Source organism: Kitasatospora sp. NPDC038210 (genome assembly GCF_055600605.1).
Genome location: NZ_JBVJYK010000003.1, coordinates 402,028 through 418,872 on the forward strand (window position 1 = coordinate 402,028; position 16,845 = coordinate 418,872).

General features: G+C 73.8%; 18 protein-coding genes. 14 read left to right on the top strand and 4 right to left on the bottom strand.

What is annotated here, in order from left to right:
• Nucleotides 1–26 precede the first annotated feature (26 nt).
• The 3 genes from rplM (at nt 27) to glmM (ending at nt 2,547) form a co-directional block, all read left to right on the top strand.
• Complete coding sequence (gene rplM, locus ACZ7KX_RS08355) at nt 27–470, top strand: 50S ribosomal protein L13 (protein WP_030055846.1); 444 nt, start codon at nt 27–29, stop codon at nt 468–470.
• 45 nt (nt 471–515) lie between these two features.
• A complete protein-coding gene (rpsI, locus tag ACZ7KX_RS08360) occupies nt 516–1,019 on the top strand; it encodes a 30S ribosomal protein S9 (protein ID WP_350519922.1) in 504 nt (167 codons plus the stop codon).
• Between the two features lie 163 nt (nt 1,020–1,182).
• Nucleotides 1,183–2,547 carry a phosphoglucosamine mutase gene (glmM, locus tag ACZ7KX_RS08365; protein WP_470325821.1) on the top strand — a complete coding sequence of 455 codons (1,365 nt, stop codon included), beginning with the start codon at nt 1,183–1,185 and terminating at the stop codon, nt 2,545–2,547.
• Between the two features lie 72 nt (nt 2,548–2,619).
• Here the strand turns inward: glmM and coaA are convergent, their stop codons facing one another.
• Complete coding sequence (gene coaA, locus ACZ7KX_RS08370) at nt 2,620–3,615, bottom strand: type I pantothenate kinase (protein WP_350519924.1); 996 nt, start codon at nt 3,613–3,615, stop codon at nt 2,620–2,622.
• 99 nt (nt 3,616–3,714) lie between these two features.
• Between coaA and glmS the strand changes: the two genes are divergently transcribed.
• The gene (gene glmS / locus ACZ7KX_RS08375) at nt 3,715–5,571 is read left to right on the top strand and encodes a glutamine--fructose-6-phosphate transaminase (isomerizing) (RefSeq protein ID WP_350519925.1); all 1,857 of its coding nucleotides are present in this window, start codon (nt 3,715–3,717) and stop codon (nt 5,569–5,571) included.
• A gap of 42 nt (nt 5,572–5,613) precedes the next feature.
• On the opposite strand, the gene ACZ7KX_RS08380 is transcribed toward glmS, so the two are convergent.
• The gene (locus ACZ7KX_RS08380) at nt 5,614–6,171 is read right to left on the bottom strand and encodes a Uma2 family endonuclease (protein ID WP_470325822.1); all 558 of its coding nucleotides are present in this window, start codon (nt 6,169–6,171) and stop codon (nt 5,614–5,616) included.
• A 171-nt stretch (nt 6,172–6,342) separates the two neighbouring features.
• On the opposite strand from ACZ7KX_RS08380, the gene ACZ7KX_RS08385 reads away from it, so the two are divergent.
• From ACZ7KX_RS08385 to ACZ7KX_RS08405, 5 genes are all read left to right on the top strand, one after another.
• The gene (locus ACZ7KX_RS08385; RefSeq protein WP_470325823.1) at nt 6,343–7,818 is read left to right on the top strand and encodes an NAD(P)H-hydrate dehydratase; all 1,476 of its coding nucleotides are present in this window, start codon (nt 6,343–6,345) and stop codon (nt 7,816–7,818) included.
• A gap of 165 nt (nt 7,819–7,983) precedes the next feature.
• On the top strand, nt 7,984–9,183 hold the full coding sequence (gene alr, locus ACZ7KX_RS08390; RefSeq protein WP_470325824.1) for an alanine racemase: 1,200 nt from the start codon (nt 7,984–7,986) through the stop codon (nt 9,181–9,183).
• Complete coding sequence (locus tag ACZ7KX_RS08395) at nt 9,180–10,445, top strand: alpha/beta fold hydrolase (RefSeq protein ID WP_470325825.1); 1,266 nt, start codon at nt 9,180–9,182, stop codon at nt 10,443–10,445. The genes alr and ACZ7KX_RS08395 overlap by 4 nt, the downstream gene beginning before the upstream one ends.
• 129 nt (nt 10,446–10,574) lie before the next feature.
• The gene (gene tsaE, locus ACZ7KX_RS08400) at nt 10,575–11,081 is read left to right on the top strand and encodes a tRNA (adenosine(37)-N6)-threonylcarbamoyltransferase complex ATPase subunit type 1 TsaE (protein WP_470325826.1); all 507 of its coding nucleotides are present in this window, start codon (nt 10,575–10,577) and stop codon (nt 11,079–11,081) included.
• A gap of 110 nt (nt 11,082–11,191) precedes the next feature.
• Nucleotides 11,192–11,386 (top strand): hypothetical protein, encoded by a 195-nt coding sequence (locus tag ACZ7KX_RS08405; protein WP_470325827.1) that lies wholly within the window; start codon nt 11,192–11,194, stop codon nt 11,384–11,386.
• 7 nt (nt 11,387–11,393) lie between these two features.
• Here the strand turns inward: ACZ7KX_RS08405 and ACZ7KX_RS08410 are convergent, their stop codons facing one another.
• On the bottom strand, nt 11,394–11,960 hold the full coding sequence (locus ACZ7KX_RS08410; RefSeq protein ID WP_470325926.1) for a hypothetical protein: 567 nt from the start codon (nt 11,958–11,960) through the stop codon (nt 11,394–11,396).
• Nucleotides 11,961–12,113: 153 nt separating this feature from the next.
• Here ACZ7KX_RS08410 and tsaB point away from each other — a divergent pair, with 153 nt between their 5' ends.
• The 5 genes from tsaB (at nt 12,114) to ACZ7KX_RS08435 (ending at nt 15,637) form a co-directional block, all read left to right on the top strand.
• Entirely contained in the window at nt 12,114–12,770 is a 657-nt protein-coding gene (tsaB, locus tag ACZ7KX_RS08415; protein ID WP_470325828.1) for a tRNA (adenosine(37)-N6)-threonylcarbamoyltransferase complex dimerization subunit type 1 TsaB, read from the top strand.
• 23 nt (nt 12,771–12,793) lie between these two features.
• Nucleotides 12,794–13,282 carry a ribosomal protein S18-alanine N-acetyltransferase gene (rimI, locus tag ACZ7KX_RS08420; protein WP_350520093.1) on the top strand — a complete coding sequence of 163 codons (489 nt, stop codon included), beginning with the start codon at nt 12,794–12,796 and terminating at the stop codon, nt 13,280–13,282.
• Nucleotides 13,275–14,381, top strand: a complete 1,107-nt coding sequence (gene tsaD / locus ACZ7KX_RS08425; RefSeq protein ID WP_350519933.1) for a tRNA (adenosine(37)-N6)-threonylcarbamoyltransferase complex transferase subunit TsaD — start codon at nt 13,275–13,277, stop codon at nt 14,379–14,381. Before rimI ends, tsaD begins: the two co-directional genes overlap by 8 nt.
• Entirely contained in the window at nt 14,378–14,647 is a 270-nt protein-coding gene (locus ACZ7KX_RS08430) for a hypothetical protein (protein ID WP_470325829.1), read from the top strand. Before tsaD ends, ACZ7KX_RS08430 begins: the two co-directional genes overlap by 4 nt.
• A gap of 81 nt (nt 14,648–14,728) precedes the next feature.
• Complete coding sequence (locus ACZ7KX_RS08435) at nt 14,729–15,637, top strand: polysaccharide deacetylase family protein (protein WP_470325830.1); 909 nt, start codon at nt 14,729–14,731, stop codon at nt 15,635–15,637.
• On the opposite strand, the gene ACZ7KX_RS08440 is transcribed toward ACZ7KX_RS08435, so the two are convergent.
• Nucleotides 15,634–16,815, bottom strand: coding sequence for a THUMP-like domain-containing protein (locus ACZ7KX_RS08440; protein ID WP_470325831.1), 1,182 nt, complete (start codon nt 16,813–16,815; stop codon nt 15,634–15,636). The two genes, ACZ7KX_RS08435 and ACZ7KX_RS08440, sit on opposite strands and share 4 nt — an antisense overlap.
• Nucleotides 16,816–16,845: the final 30 nt, after the last annotated feature.

Genomic DNA, 16,845 nt, shown 5'->3' on the forward strand with positions numbered 1-16,845 from the left:
CTCACTGAAAAGCGAAGGCTACGACCGTGCGTACGTACAGCCCCAAGCCCGGCGACGTCCAGCGTCAGTGGCACGTCATCGACGCGACCGACGTCGTGCTCGGCCGCCTGGCTTCCCAGGCCGCCAACCTCCTCCGGGGCAAGCACAAGGCGATCTACGCGCCGCACGTTGACACTGGTGACTTCGTCATCATCATCAACGCCGACAAGGTGCACCTGTCCGGTAACAAGAAGACCCAGAAGCTGGCCTACCGCCACTCGGGCTTCCCGGGCGGTCTGCGCTCGGTGCGCTACGACGACCTGCTGGCGAACAACCCGGAGAAGGCCGTCGAGAAGGCCATCAAGGGCATGATCCCCAAGAACAGCCTGGGCCGTCAGATGCTCTCGAAGCTGAAGGTCTACTCGGGCGACCAGCACCCGCACGCTGCCCAGCAGCCGGTGCCGTTCGAGATCACCCAGGTCGCGCAGTAATTCGGCCACCAAGCCCCCCAACACTGAAAAGAGCTGAGGAACACCGTGGCCGAGACCACTGAAACCCTTGAGGTCGACTTCGACGAGACCGTCGTCGAGGGCGAGTACACCTCCGAGGAGAGCTACACCTCCGAGTCGCTGGCCGGCCGCTTCGGCGAGGCCGTCCCCGGCGCCGGCCTGGGCCGTCGCAAGGAGGCGATCGCCCGCGTGCGCATCGTCCCCGGCACCGGCCAGTGGAAGATCAACGGTCGCACCCTTGAGGACTACTTCCCCAACAAGGTGCACCAGCAGACCGTGAACGAGCCCTTCAAGCTCCTGGAGCTGGACGGCCGTTACGACGTCGTCGCCCGCATCAGCGGTGGCGGCGTGTCCGGCCAGGCCTACGCGCTGCGCCTCGGCGTCGCCCGTGCCCTGAACGAGGCCGACGTGGACAACAACCGCGGCGCGCTGAAGAAGGCCGGCTTCCTGACCCGTGACGCCCGCGCCGTCGAGCGCAAGAAGGCCGGTCTGAAGAAGGCCCGCAAGGCGCCGCAGTACAGCAAGCGCTAATCGCGTCCCAGGGGGTGCGGTCCGCCCTGGCGGCGCACCCCCTGGATGCGCACAACCGTCGCCCCGGAGTACCACGCGTACTCCGGGGCGACGTGTTCCCCGGCTACTGTGCGGCGGCCGGGATCATCGGTGGTTCCGAGCAGTGGTGATGGAGGACGGGACAGTGGGACGACTCTTCGGTACGGACGGCGTACGCGGGGTGGCCAACGAGGGACTGACGGCGGAGCTCGCGCTCGGGCTGTCCGTCGCCGCGGCGCACGTGCTCGGAGAGGCCGGCGCCTTCGACGGCCACCGGCCGGTCGCGGTGGTCGGCCGTGACCCGCGTGCCTCGGGCGAGTTCCTGGAGGCCGCCGTCATCGCCGGTCTGGCGAGCGCCGGAGTCGACGTCCTGCGGGTCGGTGTCCTGCCCACCCCGGCCGTGGCGTACCTCACCGGCGCGCTCGGTGCCGACTTCGGCGTGATGCTGTCCGCCAGCCACAACGCCATGCCGGACAACGGCATCAAGTTCCTCGCCCGGGGCGGCCACAAGCTGGACGACCGGATCGAGGACGCGATCGAGGCCCACTACCGCAAGCACACGGTCGGCGAGGAGGACTGGAAGCGCCCGACCGGCGCCGCCGTCGGCCGGGTCCGCGAGTACACCGAGGGCTTCGACAAGTACGTCGCCCACCTGATCGGCGTACTGCCCAACCGCCTGGACGGCGTCAAGGTCGTCATCGACGGCGCCCACGGCGCGGCCGCCTACGTCGCCCCCGAGGCCTTCGCCCGGGCCGGCGCCGAGGTCGTCCACACCCTGGGGGCCGAGCCCACCGGTCTCAACATCAACGACGGCGTCGGCTCCACCCACCTGGACCGCCTGCGCACCGCGATGAAGGAGCACAAGGCCGACCTCGGCATCGCCCTGGACGGCGACGCCGACCGCTGCCTGGCCGCCGACGCCGACGGTGACGAGGTGGACGGCGACCAGATCATCGCCATCCTCGCCGTGGCCATGAAGGAGGCCGGCACCCTGCGCGGCAACACCGCGGTGGCCACCGTGATGTCCAACCTCGGCTTCAAGCTGGCGATGGAGCGCGAGGGCATCGAGCTGGTCGAGACCGCCGTCGGCGATCGCTACGTGCTGGAGGCCATGAAGGAGCACGGCTTCGCACTGGGCGGCGAGCAGTCCGGCCACGTCATCCTGCTGGACCACGCCACCACCGGCGACGGCACCCTGACCGGCCTGATGCTGGGCGCCCGCCTGGCCGCCACCAAGCAGCCGCTGGCCGACCTGGCCGCCGTGATGACCCGGCTGCCGCAGGTCCTGATCAACGTCAAGGGCGTCGACAAGTCCCGGGTGAGGACCAGCACCGAGCTGGCCGCCGCGGTCGCCGGGGCCGAGGCCGAGCTGGGCTCCACCGGCCGGGTGCTGCTGCGCCCGTCGGGCACCGAGCCGCTGGTCCGCGTGATGGTCGAGGCCGCCGACCCGGTGCAGGCCGAGGCGGTCGCGCAGACCCTGGCCGAGGCCGTGCGCACCCACCTGGGCTGAGCCCGGACCCCGGGCCGAGCCCGGACGTGCGGAGGGCCCCCGCCGGTGCGGCGGGGCCCCTTCGTCGTGCGCTCAGAGCTTGCGCAGCAGCGCCCGGCGGACCTTGTGGTCCTGGCCCTTCTGCAGGATCAGGGTGGCCCGGCCGCGGGTCGGCAGCACGTTCTCCAGCAGGTTCGGCTTGTTGATGGTGCGCCAGACCTGCCGGCCGTACTCCATCGCCTCCTCCTCCGGCACCTCGGTGAAGCGGCGGAAGTAGGAGTTCGGGTCCTGGAAGGCGGTCTGACGCAGTTTCCTGAAGCGGTCCAGGTACCAGTGCTCGATGTCGTCGGTCCGGGCGTCGACGTAGATCGAGAAGTCGAAGTAGTCGGCCACCGCGAGGCGGGTGCGGCCGTCGGTGCCCGGCAGGGCCGGCTGGAGCACGTTCAGGCCCTCGACGATCAGGATGTCCGGGCGCTCCACGGTCAGCCGTTCGTCCTGCACGATGTCGTACACCAGGTGCGAGTAGACCGGCGCGCTGACGCGCTCCTTGCCCGCCTTCACGTCCGCGACGAAGCGCATCAGCGCCCGGCGGTCGTACGACTCGGGGAAGCCCTTGCGGGCCATCAGGCCGCGCCGGCGCAGCTCGGCGTTGGGGAGCAGGAAGCCGTCGGTGGTGACCAGTTCGACCCGGGGGTGCTCGGGCCAGCGGGCGAGCAGCGCCTGGAGGAGGCGCGCGGTGGTCGACTTGCCGACCGCGACCGATCCGGCCACCCCGATGATGAACGGGGTCCGGGTGCGTTCGGTGTCCGGGGTGTCCAGGAACGTGCCCACGGCGCCGCGCAGTTCGTGCGTCGCGTGGATGTACAGGTTCAGCAGGCGCGACAACGGCAGGTAGACGTCACGCACCTCGTCGAGGTCGAGGGCGGTGCCGAGGCCGCGCAGCTGCTCCACCTCCTCGGCGGTCAGCGGCAGCGGCGTGCGCTCGCGCAGCGCGCTCCATTCGGCCCGGCTGAGATCCACGTAGGGGGACGGGGACGGGCCGGGCGTGGCGGCGCCCCGCGTACAGAGTTCGGTCAGCACATGCTCCATTGTGAGCCGTAGCGGCGTTCACGGTGGTTGTGGTGTCGGTCACGCAGCGTTCGCGGGAGGCGGGAATACGGCCACAGAACCGCCCTTATGCTGGCACGCATGTGCGGAATTGTTGGATACGTGGGCGCGCAGTCCGCCCTCGACGTAGTAATCGCAGGCCTGCAGCGCCTGGAGTACCGGGGTTACGACTCGGCCGGTGTCGCGGTGCAGGTTCAGGACTCCGACGGGCAGTGGAGCCTGTCGACCGACAAGCGGGCCGGAAAGCTCGCCAACCTGGAGAAGTCGCTCGCCGAGTCCCCTCTGCCCGGCGGCACCACCGGCATCGGCCACACCCGCTGGGCCACCCACGGCGGCCCGACGGACGCCAACGCCCACCCCCACCTGGACGACGACCTGCGGGTCGCCGTGGTGCACAACGGCATCATCGAGAACTTCGCGCAGCTGCGCGCCGAGATCGCCGAGCGCGGCCACACCCTCCGGTCGGAGACGGACACCGAGGTCGTCGCCCACCTGCTGGGCGAGGCCTACCAGGGCGACCTCGCCGAGGCGATGCGGGCGGTCTGCGGTCGGCTGGAGGGTGCCTTCACCCTGGTCGCCGTGCACGCCGACGCGCCGGACGTCGTCGTCGGTGCCCGCCGCAACTCGCCGCTGGTCGTCGGCCGCGGTGAGGGCGAGAACTTCCTCGCCTCGGACGTCGCCGCCTTCATCGCGCACACCCGCGAGGCGATCGAGCTGGGCCAGGACCAGGTCGTCGAGCTGCGCAAGGACGGCGTGACCGTCACGAACTTCGACGGCACCCCGGCCGACGTGCGCGAGTACCACGTCGACTGGGACGCCTCCGCCGCCGAGAAGGGCGGCTACGACTACTTCATGCTCAAGGAGATCGCCGAGCAGCCGAAGGCCGTCGCCGACACCCTGCTCGGCCGGATCGGCACCGACGGCCGGCTCACCCTCGACGAGCTGCGGATCTCAGACGCCGACCTGCGGTCGGTCGACAAGGTCGTCATCGTCGCGTGCGGCACCGCCTTCCACGCCGGCATGATCGCCAAGTACGCGATCGAGCACTGGACCCGCATCCCCTGCGAGGTCGAGGTCGCGTCCGAGTTCCGCTACCGCGACCCGATCATGGGCCCGGGGACGCTGGTCATCGCCATCTCGCAGTCCGGCGAGACCATGGACACCCTGATGGCCCTGCGGCACGCCCGTGAGCAGGGCGCCAAGGTGCTGGCGATCTGCAACACCAACGGCTCCACCATCCCGCGCGAGTCGGACGCCGTGCTGTACACGCACGCCGGTCCGGAGGTCGCGGTCGCCTCGACCAAGGCGTTCCTGACCCAGCTGGTCGCCTGCTACCTGGTCGCCCTCTACCTGGGCCAGGTGCGCGGCACCAAGTGGGGCGACGAGATCTTCGCCGTCATCAAGGAGCTCGGCGACGCGCCGAAGCAGGTCGAGCAGGTCCTGGAGACCATGGAGCCGGTGCGCGAGCTGGCCCGCTCGCTGGCCGACGCCCGCTCGGTGCTGTTCCTCGGCCGCCACGTCGGCTTCCCGGTGGCCCTGGAGGGCGCGCTCAAGCTCAAGGAGCTGGCGTACATGCACGCCGAGGGCTTCGCGGCGGGCGAGCTCAAGCACGGCCCGATCGCGCTGATCGAGGAGGGGCTGCCGGTCGTGGTGGTCGTGCCCTCGCCGCGCGGGCGGTCGATCCTGCACGACAAGATCGTCTCCAACATCCAGGAGATCCGGGCCCGTGGCGCCCGCACGATCGTGATCGCCGAGGAGGGCGACGAGGCCGTCGTGCCGTACGCGGACCACCTGATCCGCATCCCGGTCACCCCGACCCTGCTCCAGCCGCTGGTCTCCACCGTCCCGCTCCAGGTCTTCGCCTGCGAGCTGGCCACGGCCAAGGGCCACGAGGTCGACCAGCCGCGCAACCTGGCGAAGTCGGTCACCGTCGAGTAGTTCCACGCCCGTCGGCAACGGCGCCCCTGCGGTGGCTGCGTCCTACCGCAGGGGCGCCGTGTCGAGCGTGAAGGAGAACGGGGCGGGCAGGTCGATCGACTTGCCGAACGGGACCGGCTCCTTCTCCGTGTAGTCCTCCCCCTCGGGGGCGGTGAACAGGGTGACCGTGCCCGCGCTCCGGTCGACCAGCAGGTAGCAGGGGATGCCGGCGGCGGCGTACCCGCGGCGTTTCTGTTCGCGGTCCCGGTGCGGACTGGTGGACGTGACCTCGAAGACGAGGAGTACACCGGAGGCGTCCGCCCAGGAACCGGCGTTCAGGAAGTGTCCGACCGGGCTGACGGTGCCGTCGGGGATGAACCGGCCGGTCGGCACGATCAGCCCCTTGTTGCCGGACAGGTCGAACTCGGCCTCGGCCTTGCGCATGAACTGCCGGTTCAGCAGGGAGAACGCGGTCTCGTGTTCTCCGTCCGGCGGTGGCGTCGCGACGATCTCCCCTTCGATGAGCTCGGCCTTGTAACCAGGCGGTGTGTCCAGTTCCAGGAACGCCTGAAGGAGGCCGTCCCGGCCCAGCGGGCCCTCGACTGCTGGCATGGCGACCATGGCCCTTCTCCCTCCTGTGGGTCCGTGCCGGGCCACAAAGTAGGCGCACGGACCGGCACCGGTGGGGGATCGAAGTGGTTGTCACTCGAAAGTGTGCCGCAGGCCCGGCACCCGCGGGGCGGTGACGCGGGCTAGCGTCGTCCGTACGTCGACGGCCGGAGGAGCCCCGCCATGCGTCATGCACACCCTGTGGAAACCGTCCGGGCCGCCGAGGCCGCGTCGATGGCGCGGCTGCCGGAGGGGACGTTGATGCAGCGGGCGGCCGCGGGGCTGGCGGCGACGTGCGCGCGGCTGCTGACCCGGCGTCGGGGGCGGGTGTACGGCAGCCGGGTGGTGGTGCTGGCCGGCAGCGGGGACAACGGGGGTGACGCCCTGTACGCCGGGGCCGCGCTGGCCCGGCGCGGGGCGCGGGTGACGGCGGTGCTGCTCGCGCCGGAACGGGCGCACGAGGGCGGGCTGGCCGCGCTGCGGGCGTCCGGCGGACGGGTGACGGCGGAGCAGGGCGTCGGCCTGGCCGACTTCTCGCGTGCGGACCTGGTGCTGGACGGGATCGTCGGCATCGGCGGCCGGGGCGGGCTGCGTCCCGGGGCCCGGCCGTACGCGGAGGCCGGGCGGCGCGGGGTGGTGGTCGCGGTCGACCTGCCCAGCGGGGTGGACGCCGACACCGGCGAGGTGCCGGGCGCGGCGCTGCGCGCGGACGTCACGGTCTGCTTCGGCACGTACAAGCCCGGCCTGCTGATCGACCCGGGGGCGTCGTACACGGGCGCAGTGCACCTGGTCGGCATCGGGCTGGAGCTGCCGGAGGCGGGCGTCACGGCCCTGCAGCACGCGGACGTGGCGGCGCTGCTGCCGCGGCCGGGCGTGGAGAGCGACAAGTACCGGCGCGGCGTGGTCGGCGTGGCGGCCGGGTCGGCGACCTACCCGGGGGCGGCGCTGCTGGCGGTCGCCGGGGCGCTGCGCGGCGGTGCGGGCGCCGTCCGGTACGTCGGCACGGCGGCCGAGGAGGTGGTGCGGCGCTTCCCGGAGACGCTGGTCACCGAGGGCGGGCCGGCCGGGGCCGGCCGGGTGCAGGCCTGGGTGGTCGGGCCGGGCGGCGGCGAGGGGGCGCGGCAGGCGCTGGCCGAGGCACTGGCCGGCGACGTCCCGGTGCTGGTGGACGCGGACGGCCTGACCGAGCTGGGCCGGCTCGGCCCGGAGGCGCTGGCCGGCCGCACCGCACCCACCCTGCTGACCCCACACACCGGCGAGGCCGCCCGGCTGCTCGCCGGCGCCGAGGGCACCGCGCCGCCGGCCGCCGACGACCTGGCCGCCAGCCGGCTGACCACCGCCCGGCGGCTGGCGGCGGCCTACCGCGCGACCGTCCTGCTCAAGGGCTCCACGACGGTGGTCGCCGACCCGGGCGGGGCCGTCCGGGTGAACCCCACCGGCACCTCCTGGCTCGCCACCGCGGGCAGCGGAGACGTCCTGGCCGGGCTGGCGGGCTCACTGCTGGCGGCGGGCCTCCCGCCGCTGGACGCCGCGTCGGTGGCCGCCTACCTGCACGGCCTGGCCGGCCGCGAGGCGGCGGGGGAGCCGGGCGCACCGGTGACCGCCCTGGCGGTGGCGGAGGCGCTGCCGGCGGTGTGGCGGGCGGTCCGTGCGGGGTAGCGCGCCGCGGCCGGGAGCGGAACCGAAGGCTCCGCCGACCGCGTCCGAGAGGGGGGTGACGAGCGGTTCGCCGCGGGGTGGTGCGGCGGGCGGGGCCCGGTCGTCGGCCGCCGCGCCGATGGGCCGTTCGGCGAGGACTCCGGGACGTCTGGGAGACTGACCCTGATGACAACTGCGAACACGATCGGCACCGCCCCCCTGACCGACGGCGTACGGGCCGAGGCGACCATCGATCTCGGCGCCCTGCGCGGCAACCTCGCGGCGCTGCGCGAGCGCGTCGGCGGCGCGGCGGTGATGCTCGCGGTCAAGGCGAACGCCTATGGCCACGGCGCGGTCGAGTGTGCCCGCGAGGCGGTCGCGAACGGGGTCGGCTGGCTCGGCTGCGCGACGCCCGACGAGGCGCTGGCGCTGCGGGCCGCGGGCATCCGCCCGGAGCACGCCCGCATCCTGTGCTGGCTGTGGACGCCCGGCGGGCCGTGGCGCGAGGCGCTCCGGGCCGGCCTGGACATCTCGGTCAGCGGCCGGTGGGCGCTGGACGAACTGCTTCCGGCCGTGCGCGAGACCGGTATCCCGGCGCGCGTGCACCTGAAGGCCGACACCGGCCTCGGCCGCAACGGCTGCCAGCCGCACGACTGGCCGCGGCTGGTGGCCGCAGCCCGGCGCGCCGAGGTCGAAGGGCTGCTCACCGTGGTCGGCGTCTGGTCGCACTTCGCGGCCGCCGACGAGCCCGGCCACCCGTCGATCCAGGCCCAGCTGGACTCCTACCGCACCGCGCTGGCCGAGGCCGAGGCGGCCGGGCTGCGCCCCGAGGTGCGGCACCTGGCGAACTCGCCCGCCACCCTGCTGCTGCCCGAGTCGCACTTCGACCTGGTCCGCACCGGCCTGGCCGCGTACGGGCTTTCGCCGGTGCCCGAGGTGGGCTCGCCGGCCGACTTCGGGCTGCGCCCGGTGATGTCGCTCGCGGCGCGGCTGGCGCTGGTCAAGGAGGTCCCCGGCGGGCACGGGGTCAGCTACGGCCACCACTACACGACGCCCGGCCCGACCACCCTGGGCCTGGTCCCGCTCGGTTACGGCGACGGCGTCCCCCGGCACGCCAGCGGTACCGGCCCGGTGCAGATCGGCGGCAAGTGGCGCACGGTGGCCGGCCGGGTCGCGATGGACCAGTTCGTCGTGGACCTCGGCGGGGACGCCCCCGCGATCGGCGACGAGGCGCTGCTGTTCGGCAGCGGCGAGCGCGGCGAGCCGACCGCCGAGGACTGGGCCCGCGCCTGCGGGACCATCGCGTACGAGATCGTCACCCGGATCGGCGCCCGGGTGCCGCGCCGCTACCTGGGCGGCAGCCACACCGGGGACACGCCGGCATGACCGACGCGCCGACCGGGGACGGAACGGTCGCGGCGGTCGCCAAGGCGGCCGGCGCGGCCTCCGGGGTGAGCCGGGCGGGCGTGATCGGGATCTCGGTCGGTGTGCTGGCGGCGGGGGCCGCCGCCGGGGTGGCGATCGAGCGGCTGACCGTCGGGCGGGCGATGCGCCGCCGGGCCCGGGCCGAGCTGGACGCGAGCGCCCCGTACGGCTCGCTGCGCGGGCGTCCGAGGACGGTGGCCGCGCCGGACGGCACCGAGCTGTACGTGGAGCTGGACGGCACCGGCTGGGCCGAGCCGGACGGCTCCGGCGCCGAGCCGCTGACTGTCGTGTTCTGCCACGGCTACTGCCTCAACCAGGACAGCTGGCACTTCGAGCGGGCCGCGCTGCGCGAGGGCGTGCGGCTGGTCTTCTGGGACCAGCGCAGCCACGGCCGCTCCGAGCGCTCCCGCTCGTACCTGGCCGGCGAGCCGGCCGGCATCGACCAGCTGGGCGGCGACCTGAAGGCCGTGGTCGACGCCGTCGCGCCGACCGGGCCGCTGGTCCTGGTGGGCCACTCGATGGGCGGCATGACGGTGATGGCGCTGGCCGACCAGTACCCGGACCTGTTCCGGGAGAGGGTCGCCGGGGTCGCCCTGATCGGCACGCTCGCGGGCGACTGGGACGACGTCAGCCTCGGCCTGCCCAAGGCCGGCGCGAAGCTGTTCAAGAAGGTCGCGCCCGGGATGGTGAAGCTGCTGGGCCGTCAGGTCGACCTGGTCGAGGCCACCCGGCGGCTGGGGTCGGACCTGACCGCCGTCTTCTACCGGAAGTTCTCCTTCGGGAGCCGGGACGTCGACCCCGGCGTGGTGCGCTTCGCCGAGCAGCTGCTGGACGCCACCCCGATCGACGTGGTCGCCGAGTTCTACCCGGTGTTCGGCGCGCACGAGAAGTACGAGGCGCTGGCCGCCCTGCGCGACCTGCCGGTCCTGGTGCTGGCCGGGACGAAGGACCTCCTGACGCCCTCGGCGCACAGCGAGGCGATGGCCGAGCGGCTGCCGGGCGCCGAGCTGGTGCTGGCCGAGGGCGCCGGGCACCTGGTGATGCTGGAGCGGCCGGAGCTGGTCGACCGCGAGCTGGCGCTGCTGCTGCGCCGGGCCGCCGGCTTCGCGGGGGCCGCACCGCTGCCCGCGGCCGTCCTCGACCTGACCCGCGGGCCGGCCGGGGGCACGACCGGGGGTTCAGCTGCCGGACCGGCCGCCGAACCGGTCGTCGACCCCGCCTGACGCCCGCCCGACGCCTGCCGACGCCCGGCCCGGCACCCGCCCGGCGCACCCGGGGGCGGCGATGTGGCACGGTAGCGGTGGCGGCCGGTGGTCGGTGCGCCGGTACGGACCGAAGGGCAAGACACGCGCATGGGCTCGCACGCCACTCTCACCGTCCCCACCCCGGAGCGGATGGGCCGGCTCGGCCGGGAGCTGGCCGCGCTGCTGCGGCCGGGGGACCTGGTGCTGCTCTCCGGCGAGCTGGGGGCGGGGAAGACCACGCTGACCCGGGGCCTGGGGGAGGGGCTGCAGGTCCGCGGGGCGGTGACCTCGCCGACCTTCGTGATCGCCCGGGTGCACCCCTCGCTGGTCGACGGCCCGGCGCTGGTGCACGTGGACGCGTACCGGCTGGGCGGTGACCTGGACGAGATGGAGGACCTCGACCTGGACGTCTCGCTGCCGGAGTCGGTGGTCGTGGTCGAGTGGGGCGAGGGCAAGGTCGAGCGGCTGTCCGAGGACCGGCTGGAGGTCCGGATCGAGCGGGCCCTGGGCGACACCGCCGACGGGGACGACCACGATCCGCGCCGGGTGCTGCTGACCGGCATCGGTCCGCGCTGGGCGGACGTGGCGCTGGCGAAGCTGGCGGGGCAGGAGTAGCGGCGGGTCGCGGCGACTTGCCGACAGACTGTCGGCAAGATGTTGCGGGCGGAGTGCCGGGCGTGGTGGGATGGGTGCTGCGGTTAGGTCTGCCTAACTAGGGAGGCGCCATGTCGAGCACCACCCCCGCCCCGGAGCGCGCCGTCCGCGCCGCCGGGGCCGGAGAGTCCGCCCGTTGCGCTCCGGGGGAGCCGATGCGGGCACTGCTGGCCGCCCGCGCGGCCGCCGAAGCGGTGTCCACCCCGCCCGGACCCGAGCCGGGGCAGGCCGAGGAGCCCGAGACGCAGGCGCCCCGGGCCGCGTAAGGCCGCCTCAGGCGACCACGACCACCTTGGTGTCCTTTGGCGCGAAGTCCCAGAGCAGCTGCCCGTCCGTGCGGCCGCTGCGGATGCCACCGGTCTTGGTCTTCGGGTCGGCCGACGGGGTCGTGCCGTCCACCGCCGCGCTGAAGCCGAACACCACGCCGCTCTGCTGCGCGAAGCGCACCACGTGCTCGATCTGCCGGCCGTCCGTGCCGGTGGCCGTCGCCGTGCGGCTGTACACCGCGTAGCTGCCCGGGGCGGGCTCGACCGTGCCCGGGGTGACCGGGAAGGCCGCCGCGACCTGCGGGGTCTTCTTCGGGTCGACCAGCCAGACGTAGTGGCTGCTCACCGAGTAGACCACCCGGATGCCGGTGCCCGAGGTGGCCGGCAGCGGCGGGACGGTCGGGGTGGCCGAGGCGGTCGGCGCCGCGGCGGTGGCCGTGCCCGTCGCCGTGATGGTGGGGGTCGGCTTGGCGCCGCCGGCCCGGTCCTGGGCGCCGTTGGCCTGGAAGGCCAGCAGGCTCACCACCGCCAGGGCCCCCAGGGTCAGCCCCGTGACCACCACTCCAGGACCCATCTTCGCCACGTGCCGCTCCCGCTGCCGTCCCTTTTCGTACGGGCTTATCGTGCCAGGTCCGTCCGTCCGGGTCGCAGCGCCTCGGATGTGTGTTCCCGGTTGGCACGTCCTGCCGATCGTCCGGCCGGCCCAACGTCGGTCTAACCTTGACCCGTGCTGCTGCTCGCGTTCGACACCGCTACCCCCGCCGTCACCGCCGCCGTCCACGACGGAACCGCCGTCCTGGCCGAGACCCACCAGGTCGACGCCCGGCGCCACGGCGAACTGCTGCTGCCCGCGATCGACCGGGTGCTGCGCACGGCCGGGGTGGACAAGCACCGGCTGACCGGCATCGCGGTCGGCGTCGGCCCGGGCCCGTACACCGGTCTGCGGGTCGGCCTGGTGACCGCCGCCGCGCTCGGCCACGCCCTCGGGCTGCCGGTGCACGGCGTCTGCACCCTGGACGCGATCGCCTTCCAGGCCCGCGCCGAGGGGCTGGCGGGGCAGCCGTTCACGGTGGCCACCGACGCGCGCCGCAAGGAGGTCTACTGGGCCTCGTACGACGCCGAGGGCCGCCGCACCGAGGGCCCGGGCGTGGACCGTCCGGCCGAGCTGACCGTGCCGCCGCGCTCGGTCGGCGCCGGCGCGCTGCTCTACCCGGACGCCTTCCCGGGTGCGCACGGCCCGGAGCACGTGTCCGCCGGGGCCCTGGCCGGCTTCGCCGCCGCCGAGCTGGCCGCCGGGCGCGAGCTGCTGCCGAACGTGCCGCTGTACCTGCGCCGCCCGGACGCCCAGGTGCCGGCGGGCTACAAGGCGGTGCTCCCGGCGTGAACCACGGCACCACCCTGCGCCCGATGCGCTGGTGGGACATCGCGCCGGTGATGGAGCTGGAGCTGCGGCTGTTCCCCGAGGACGCCTGGTCCACCGGGATGTTCTGGTCCGAGCTGGCCGAGACCCACCCCGGCGGCACCCGCCACTACACCGTCGCCACCGCCGCCGACGGCTCGGTCGTCGGCTACGCCGGCCTGATGGCGATCGCCGGCGAGGGCGACGTCCAGACCATCGCCGTCGACGACCGGCACCAGGGCGCCGGCCTCGGCACGGCGCTGCTCACCGACCTGATCCGGGAGTCCGCCCGGCGCGGCTGCGCCGAACTGCTGCTGGAGGTGCGGGTGGACAACCCGCGGGCCCAGCGGCTGTACGAGCGCCACGGCTTCGAACCGGTGGGCATCCGGCGCGGCTACTACCAGCCCGCCAACGTCGACGCGCTGGTGATGCGCCTCGACCACCCCAGCACTGACAGCACTGACCCGAAGGACATTGAGGACACCCGCCATGGCTGACGAACCGCTCGTCCTCGGCATCGAGACCTCCTGCGACGAGACCGGCGTCGGCATCGTGCGCGGCACCACGCTGCTGGCCGACGCGGTCGCCTCCAGCGTCAACGACCACGCCCGCTTCGGCGGCGTCGTCCCGGAGATCGCCAGCCGCGCCCACCTGGAGGCGATGGTCCCGACCATCCAGCGCGCCCTGGACACCGCCGGGATCAAGGCGAGCGACCTGGACGGCATCGCCGTCACGGCCGGCCCCGGCCTGGCCGGCGCGCTGCTGGTCGGCGTCAGCGCCGCGAAGGCGTACGCCTGGGCGCTGGACAAGCCGCTGTACGGGGTCAACCACCTCGCCTCGCACATCTGCGTCGACCAGCTGGAGCACGGCCGGCTGCCCTCGCCGACGATGGCCCTGCTGGTCTCCGGCGGGCACTCCTCGCTGCTGCTCAGCGAGGACATCACCAGCGACGTCCGCCCGCTCGGCGCGACCATCGACGACGCGGCCGGCGAGGCCTTCGACAAGGTCGCCCGGGTGCTCGGCCTGGGCTTCCCCGGCGGCCCGGTGGTCGACCGGAGGGCGCGCGAGGGCGACCCGAAGGCGATCGCCTTCCCGCGCGGCCTGAGCGGCCGGAACGACCCCGCGTACGACTTCTCCTTCTCCGGTCTGAAGACCGCCGTCGCCCGCTGGGTGGAGGCCAAGCGCCGGGCCGGCGAGGAGGTGCCGATCGCCGACGTGGCGGCGTCCTTCCAGGAGGCGGTCACCGACGTGCTCACCCGCAAGGCCGTCAAGGCGTGCAAGGACAACGGCGTCGACCACCTGATGATCGGCGGCGGCGTGGCGGCCAACTCGCGACTGCGCGAGATGGCCCAGCAGCGCTGCGACCGGGCCGGCATCCGACTGCGGGTGCCGCGGCCGGGCCTGTGCACCGACAACGGCGCGATGGTGGCGGCGCTGGGCTCCGAGATGGTGTGGCGCGACCGCGCGCCGTCCGCGTTCGAGCTGTCCGCCGACTCCTCGCTGCCGGTGACCGAGGTCCACGTGCCGGCCGCGGGCTTCGGGCACGGGGACGTCCACGGTCAGGCCTACGACGCCCTGGGCGGCGGCGCCGGATGACCGTCGCCGCGATGTGGGAGGCCCGGGCGGCGGACGGCCGCGGGGCCGAACTCGCTGCCTGGGTAAGGGAGTCGGTGCTGCCCGCGGTGCGCGGCACGGCCGGTCTTGAGCGCCTCGAAGTGTTCTCCGCCCCGGGCGAGCGGGTGCTCCTGATCACCTGGTGGAGCGGCGCGCCGGTGCCGGTCGCCGACCCGCCGGCCGAGCTGCTCGGCCGGCCGGTGCACCGCTGGTCCTTCACCAGCGAGCACGTCGAACAGGTCGAATAGGTCGTCACCGGGAACCGCGACCCCGGCCGCTACCGTGAATCAGCTGATAGAAAGCTGAACGGGAACCGGGAGCGCGGTGCGGTGAGCAGGGACGGGCGGAGCAGGACCAGGACGTACGCGGCGGGGGCGCTGGCCCTGCTGGCCTTCGCCACCGCGTGCGGCGACAACGGAGGCGGCGGCACGACCGTCCCGGCCGGCACGTCGGCGGCGTCGGGCACGCCCCAGCCGGCCGCGGCAGCCCCGAGCAGCGCGGCCGCCACCCCGGGGGCCGCCCCGGCGGGCGCGAACGCGGCGGCCTGGGCGAAGTGGAACCTCACCCCGCTCCCGCCCGCCCCGGCGCCGCCCGCCGACAAGCCCATCAAGCTCGAACGGACCGGCCCGGTACCGGTGTTCAGCGATGTGAAGACGACCGACAAGGTGGTCTTCATCACCATCGACGACGGCGCCGAGAAGGACCCGAAGTTCGTCGAGATGCTGACCGACCTCAAGGTGCCGATCTCGATGTTCCTGACCAAGGACATCGTCAAGAACGACTACGGCTACTTCAAGCCGCTCCAGGCGCTCGGCAACCACATCCAGAACCACACCGTGGACCACCCGGTGATGAGCAAGCTGTCGCCGGACAAGCAGAAGTCCGAGGTCTGCGACGACCAGGCCGCACTCACCCAGCAGTACGGCACCGCGCCGCTGCTGTTCCGCCCGCCGTTCGGCGACGGCGCCAACACCCCGACGCTCAACACCGCGGTGCAGCAGTGCGGCCCGCGCGCGGTCGTGCTGTGGCGCGAGTCGATGCAGATCCACGACATGCAGTACCAGGCGGGGGACAAGAAGCTGAAGCCCGGCGACATCATCCTGGCGCACTTCCGCGGCCCCAAGGAGCTCAAGGGCGCCACGATGACCCAGATGTTCGGCGACCTGCTGGCCCGGATCCAGGAGCAGGGCTTCTCGGTGGCCCGGCTGGAGGACTACATCCAGGCCCCCGCCTCCTAGGCCTCGGAGGCCCGGACCGGCTGCCCCAGCATCATCAGCGGGCCGTGGTCGGTGCGGCTGAGGATCACCGTGACGGTGTTCGGCCCGGAGGGCTTGAGCTGGCGGCGCAGCTCCTCCGGGGTGATCGCCATCCCGCGCTTCTTGATCACCACCGTGCCGACCCCGCGCTCGCGCAGCAGCGCCTTCAGCTTCTTGATGTGGAAGGGCATCACGTCGGTGAGCTCGAAGGCGTGCGCGTACGGGGTGGCGACCAGCTCGTCCGAGGTCAGGTAGGCGATCTTCGGGTCGATCAGCCGGCCGCCGACCTGCTCGGCCACCTCGGCCACCAGGTGCGCCCGGATCACCGCGCCGTCCGGCTCGTACAGGTAGCGCCCGACCGGGCCGGCCGGCGGGTCGGGCAGGTCGCCGCCGGTGAGGCTGTCGCCGTGCGGCAGCAGGGTGGCGCGGTGCGGGCTCGCGGCCCTGGTGCCGAACCAGAGCACCGCCTCCTTGACGTCGCCGTGGTCGGAGACCCACTCGGCCTCGGCGTCCGCCGGGACGGCCTCGTGCGGGATGCCCGGTGCGACCTTCAGCGCCCCGACCGGGGTGCGCCGGCCGGCCTCGATCGCCCAGGAGAGCGGCGGGGCGTACGCCTCGGGGTCGAACACCCGGCCGCGCGAGGTCCGTCGGGCCGGGTCGGTGAACACCGCGTCGTAGCCGGTGACGTCCACCTCGGCGACGTCCGCGCAGCGCACCTCGACCAGCTCGGCCAGGCCCAGCGCGGCGGCGTTCGCGGCGGTGGCGGCGCAGGCCGCCGGGTCCTTGTCGACGGCCAGCACCTCGATGCCCGCCCGGGCCAGCGCCAGCACGTCCCCGCCGATGCCGCAGCACAGGTCCGCCAGCCGCCGTACGCCCAGCTCGGCGAACCGTCGCGCCCGCCACTCGGCCACGCTGCGCCGGGTGGACTGCTCGACCCCGTTGGGCGTGAAGTACATCAGGTCGGCGTCCGTCCCGAACTTCGCGCGCGCCCGCTGCCGCAGCCGCGCCTGCCCGAAGGCTGCCGACACCAGCTCCGCCGGGTGCTCCCGCCGCAGCCGGGTGGCCAGCGCGAGCTCCTCCTCGGGGGTGAACTCGCGCAGCTCGGCGAGCAGGGCCTGGCCCTCGGGGGTCAGCAGGGGCTGGAGGTTCTCGGTGTCCACGGGGTCATTCTCGCCGGTCGGCGCGGCGCC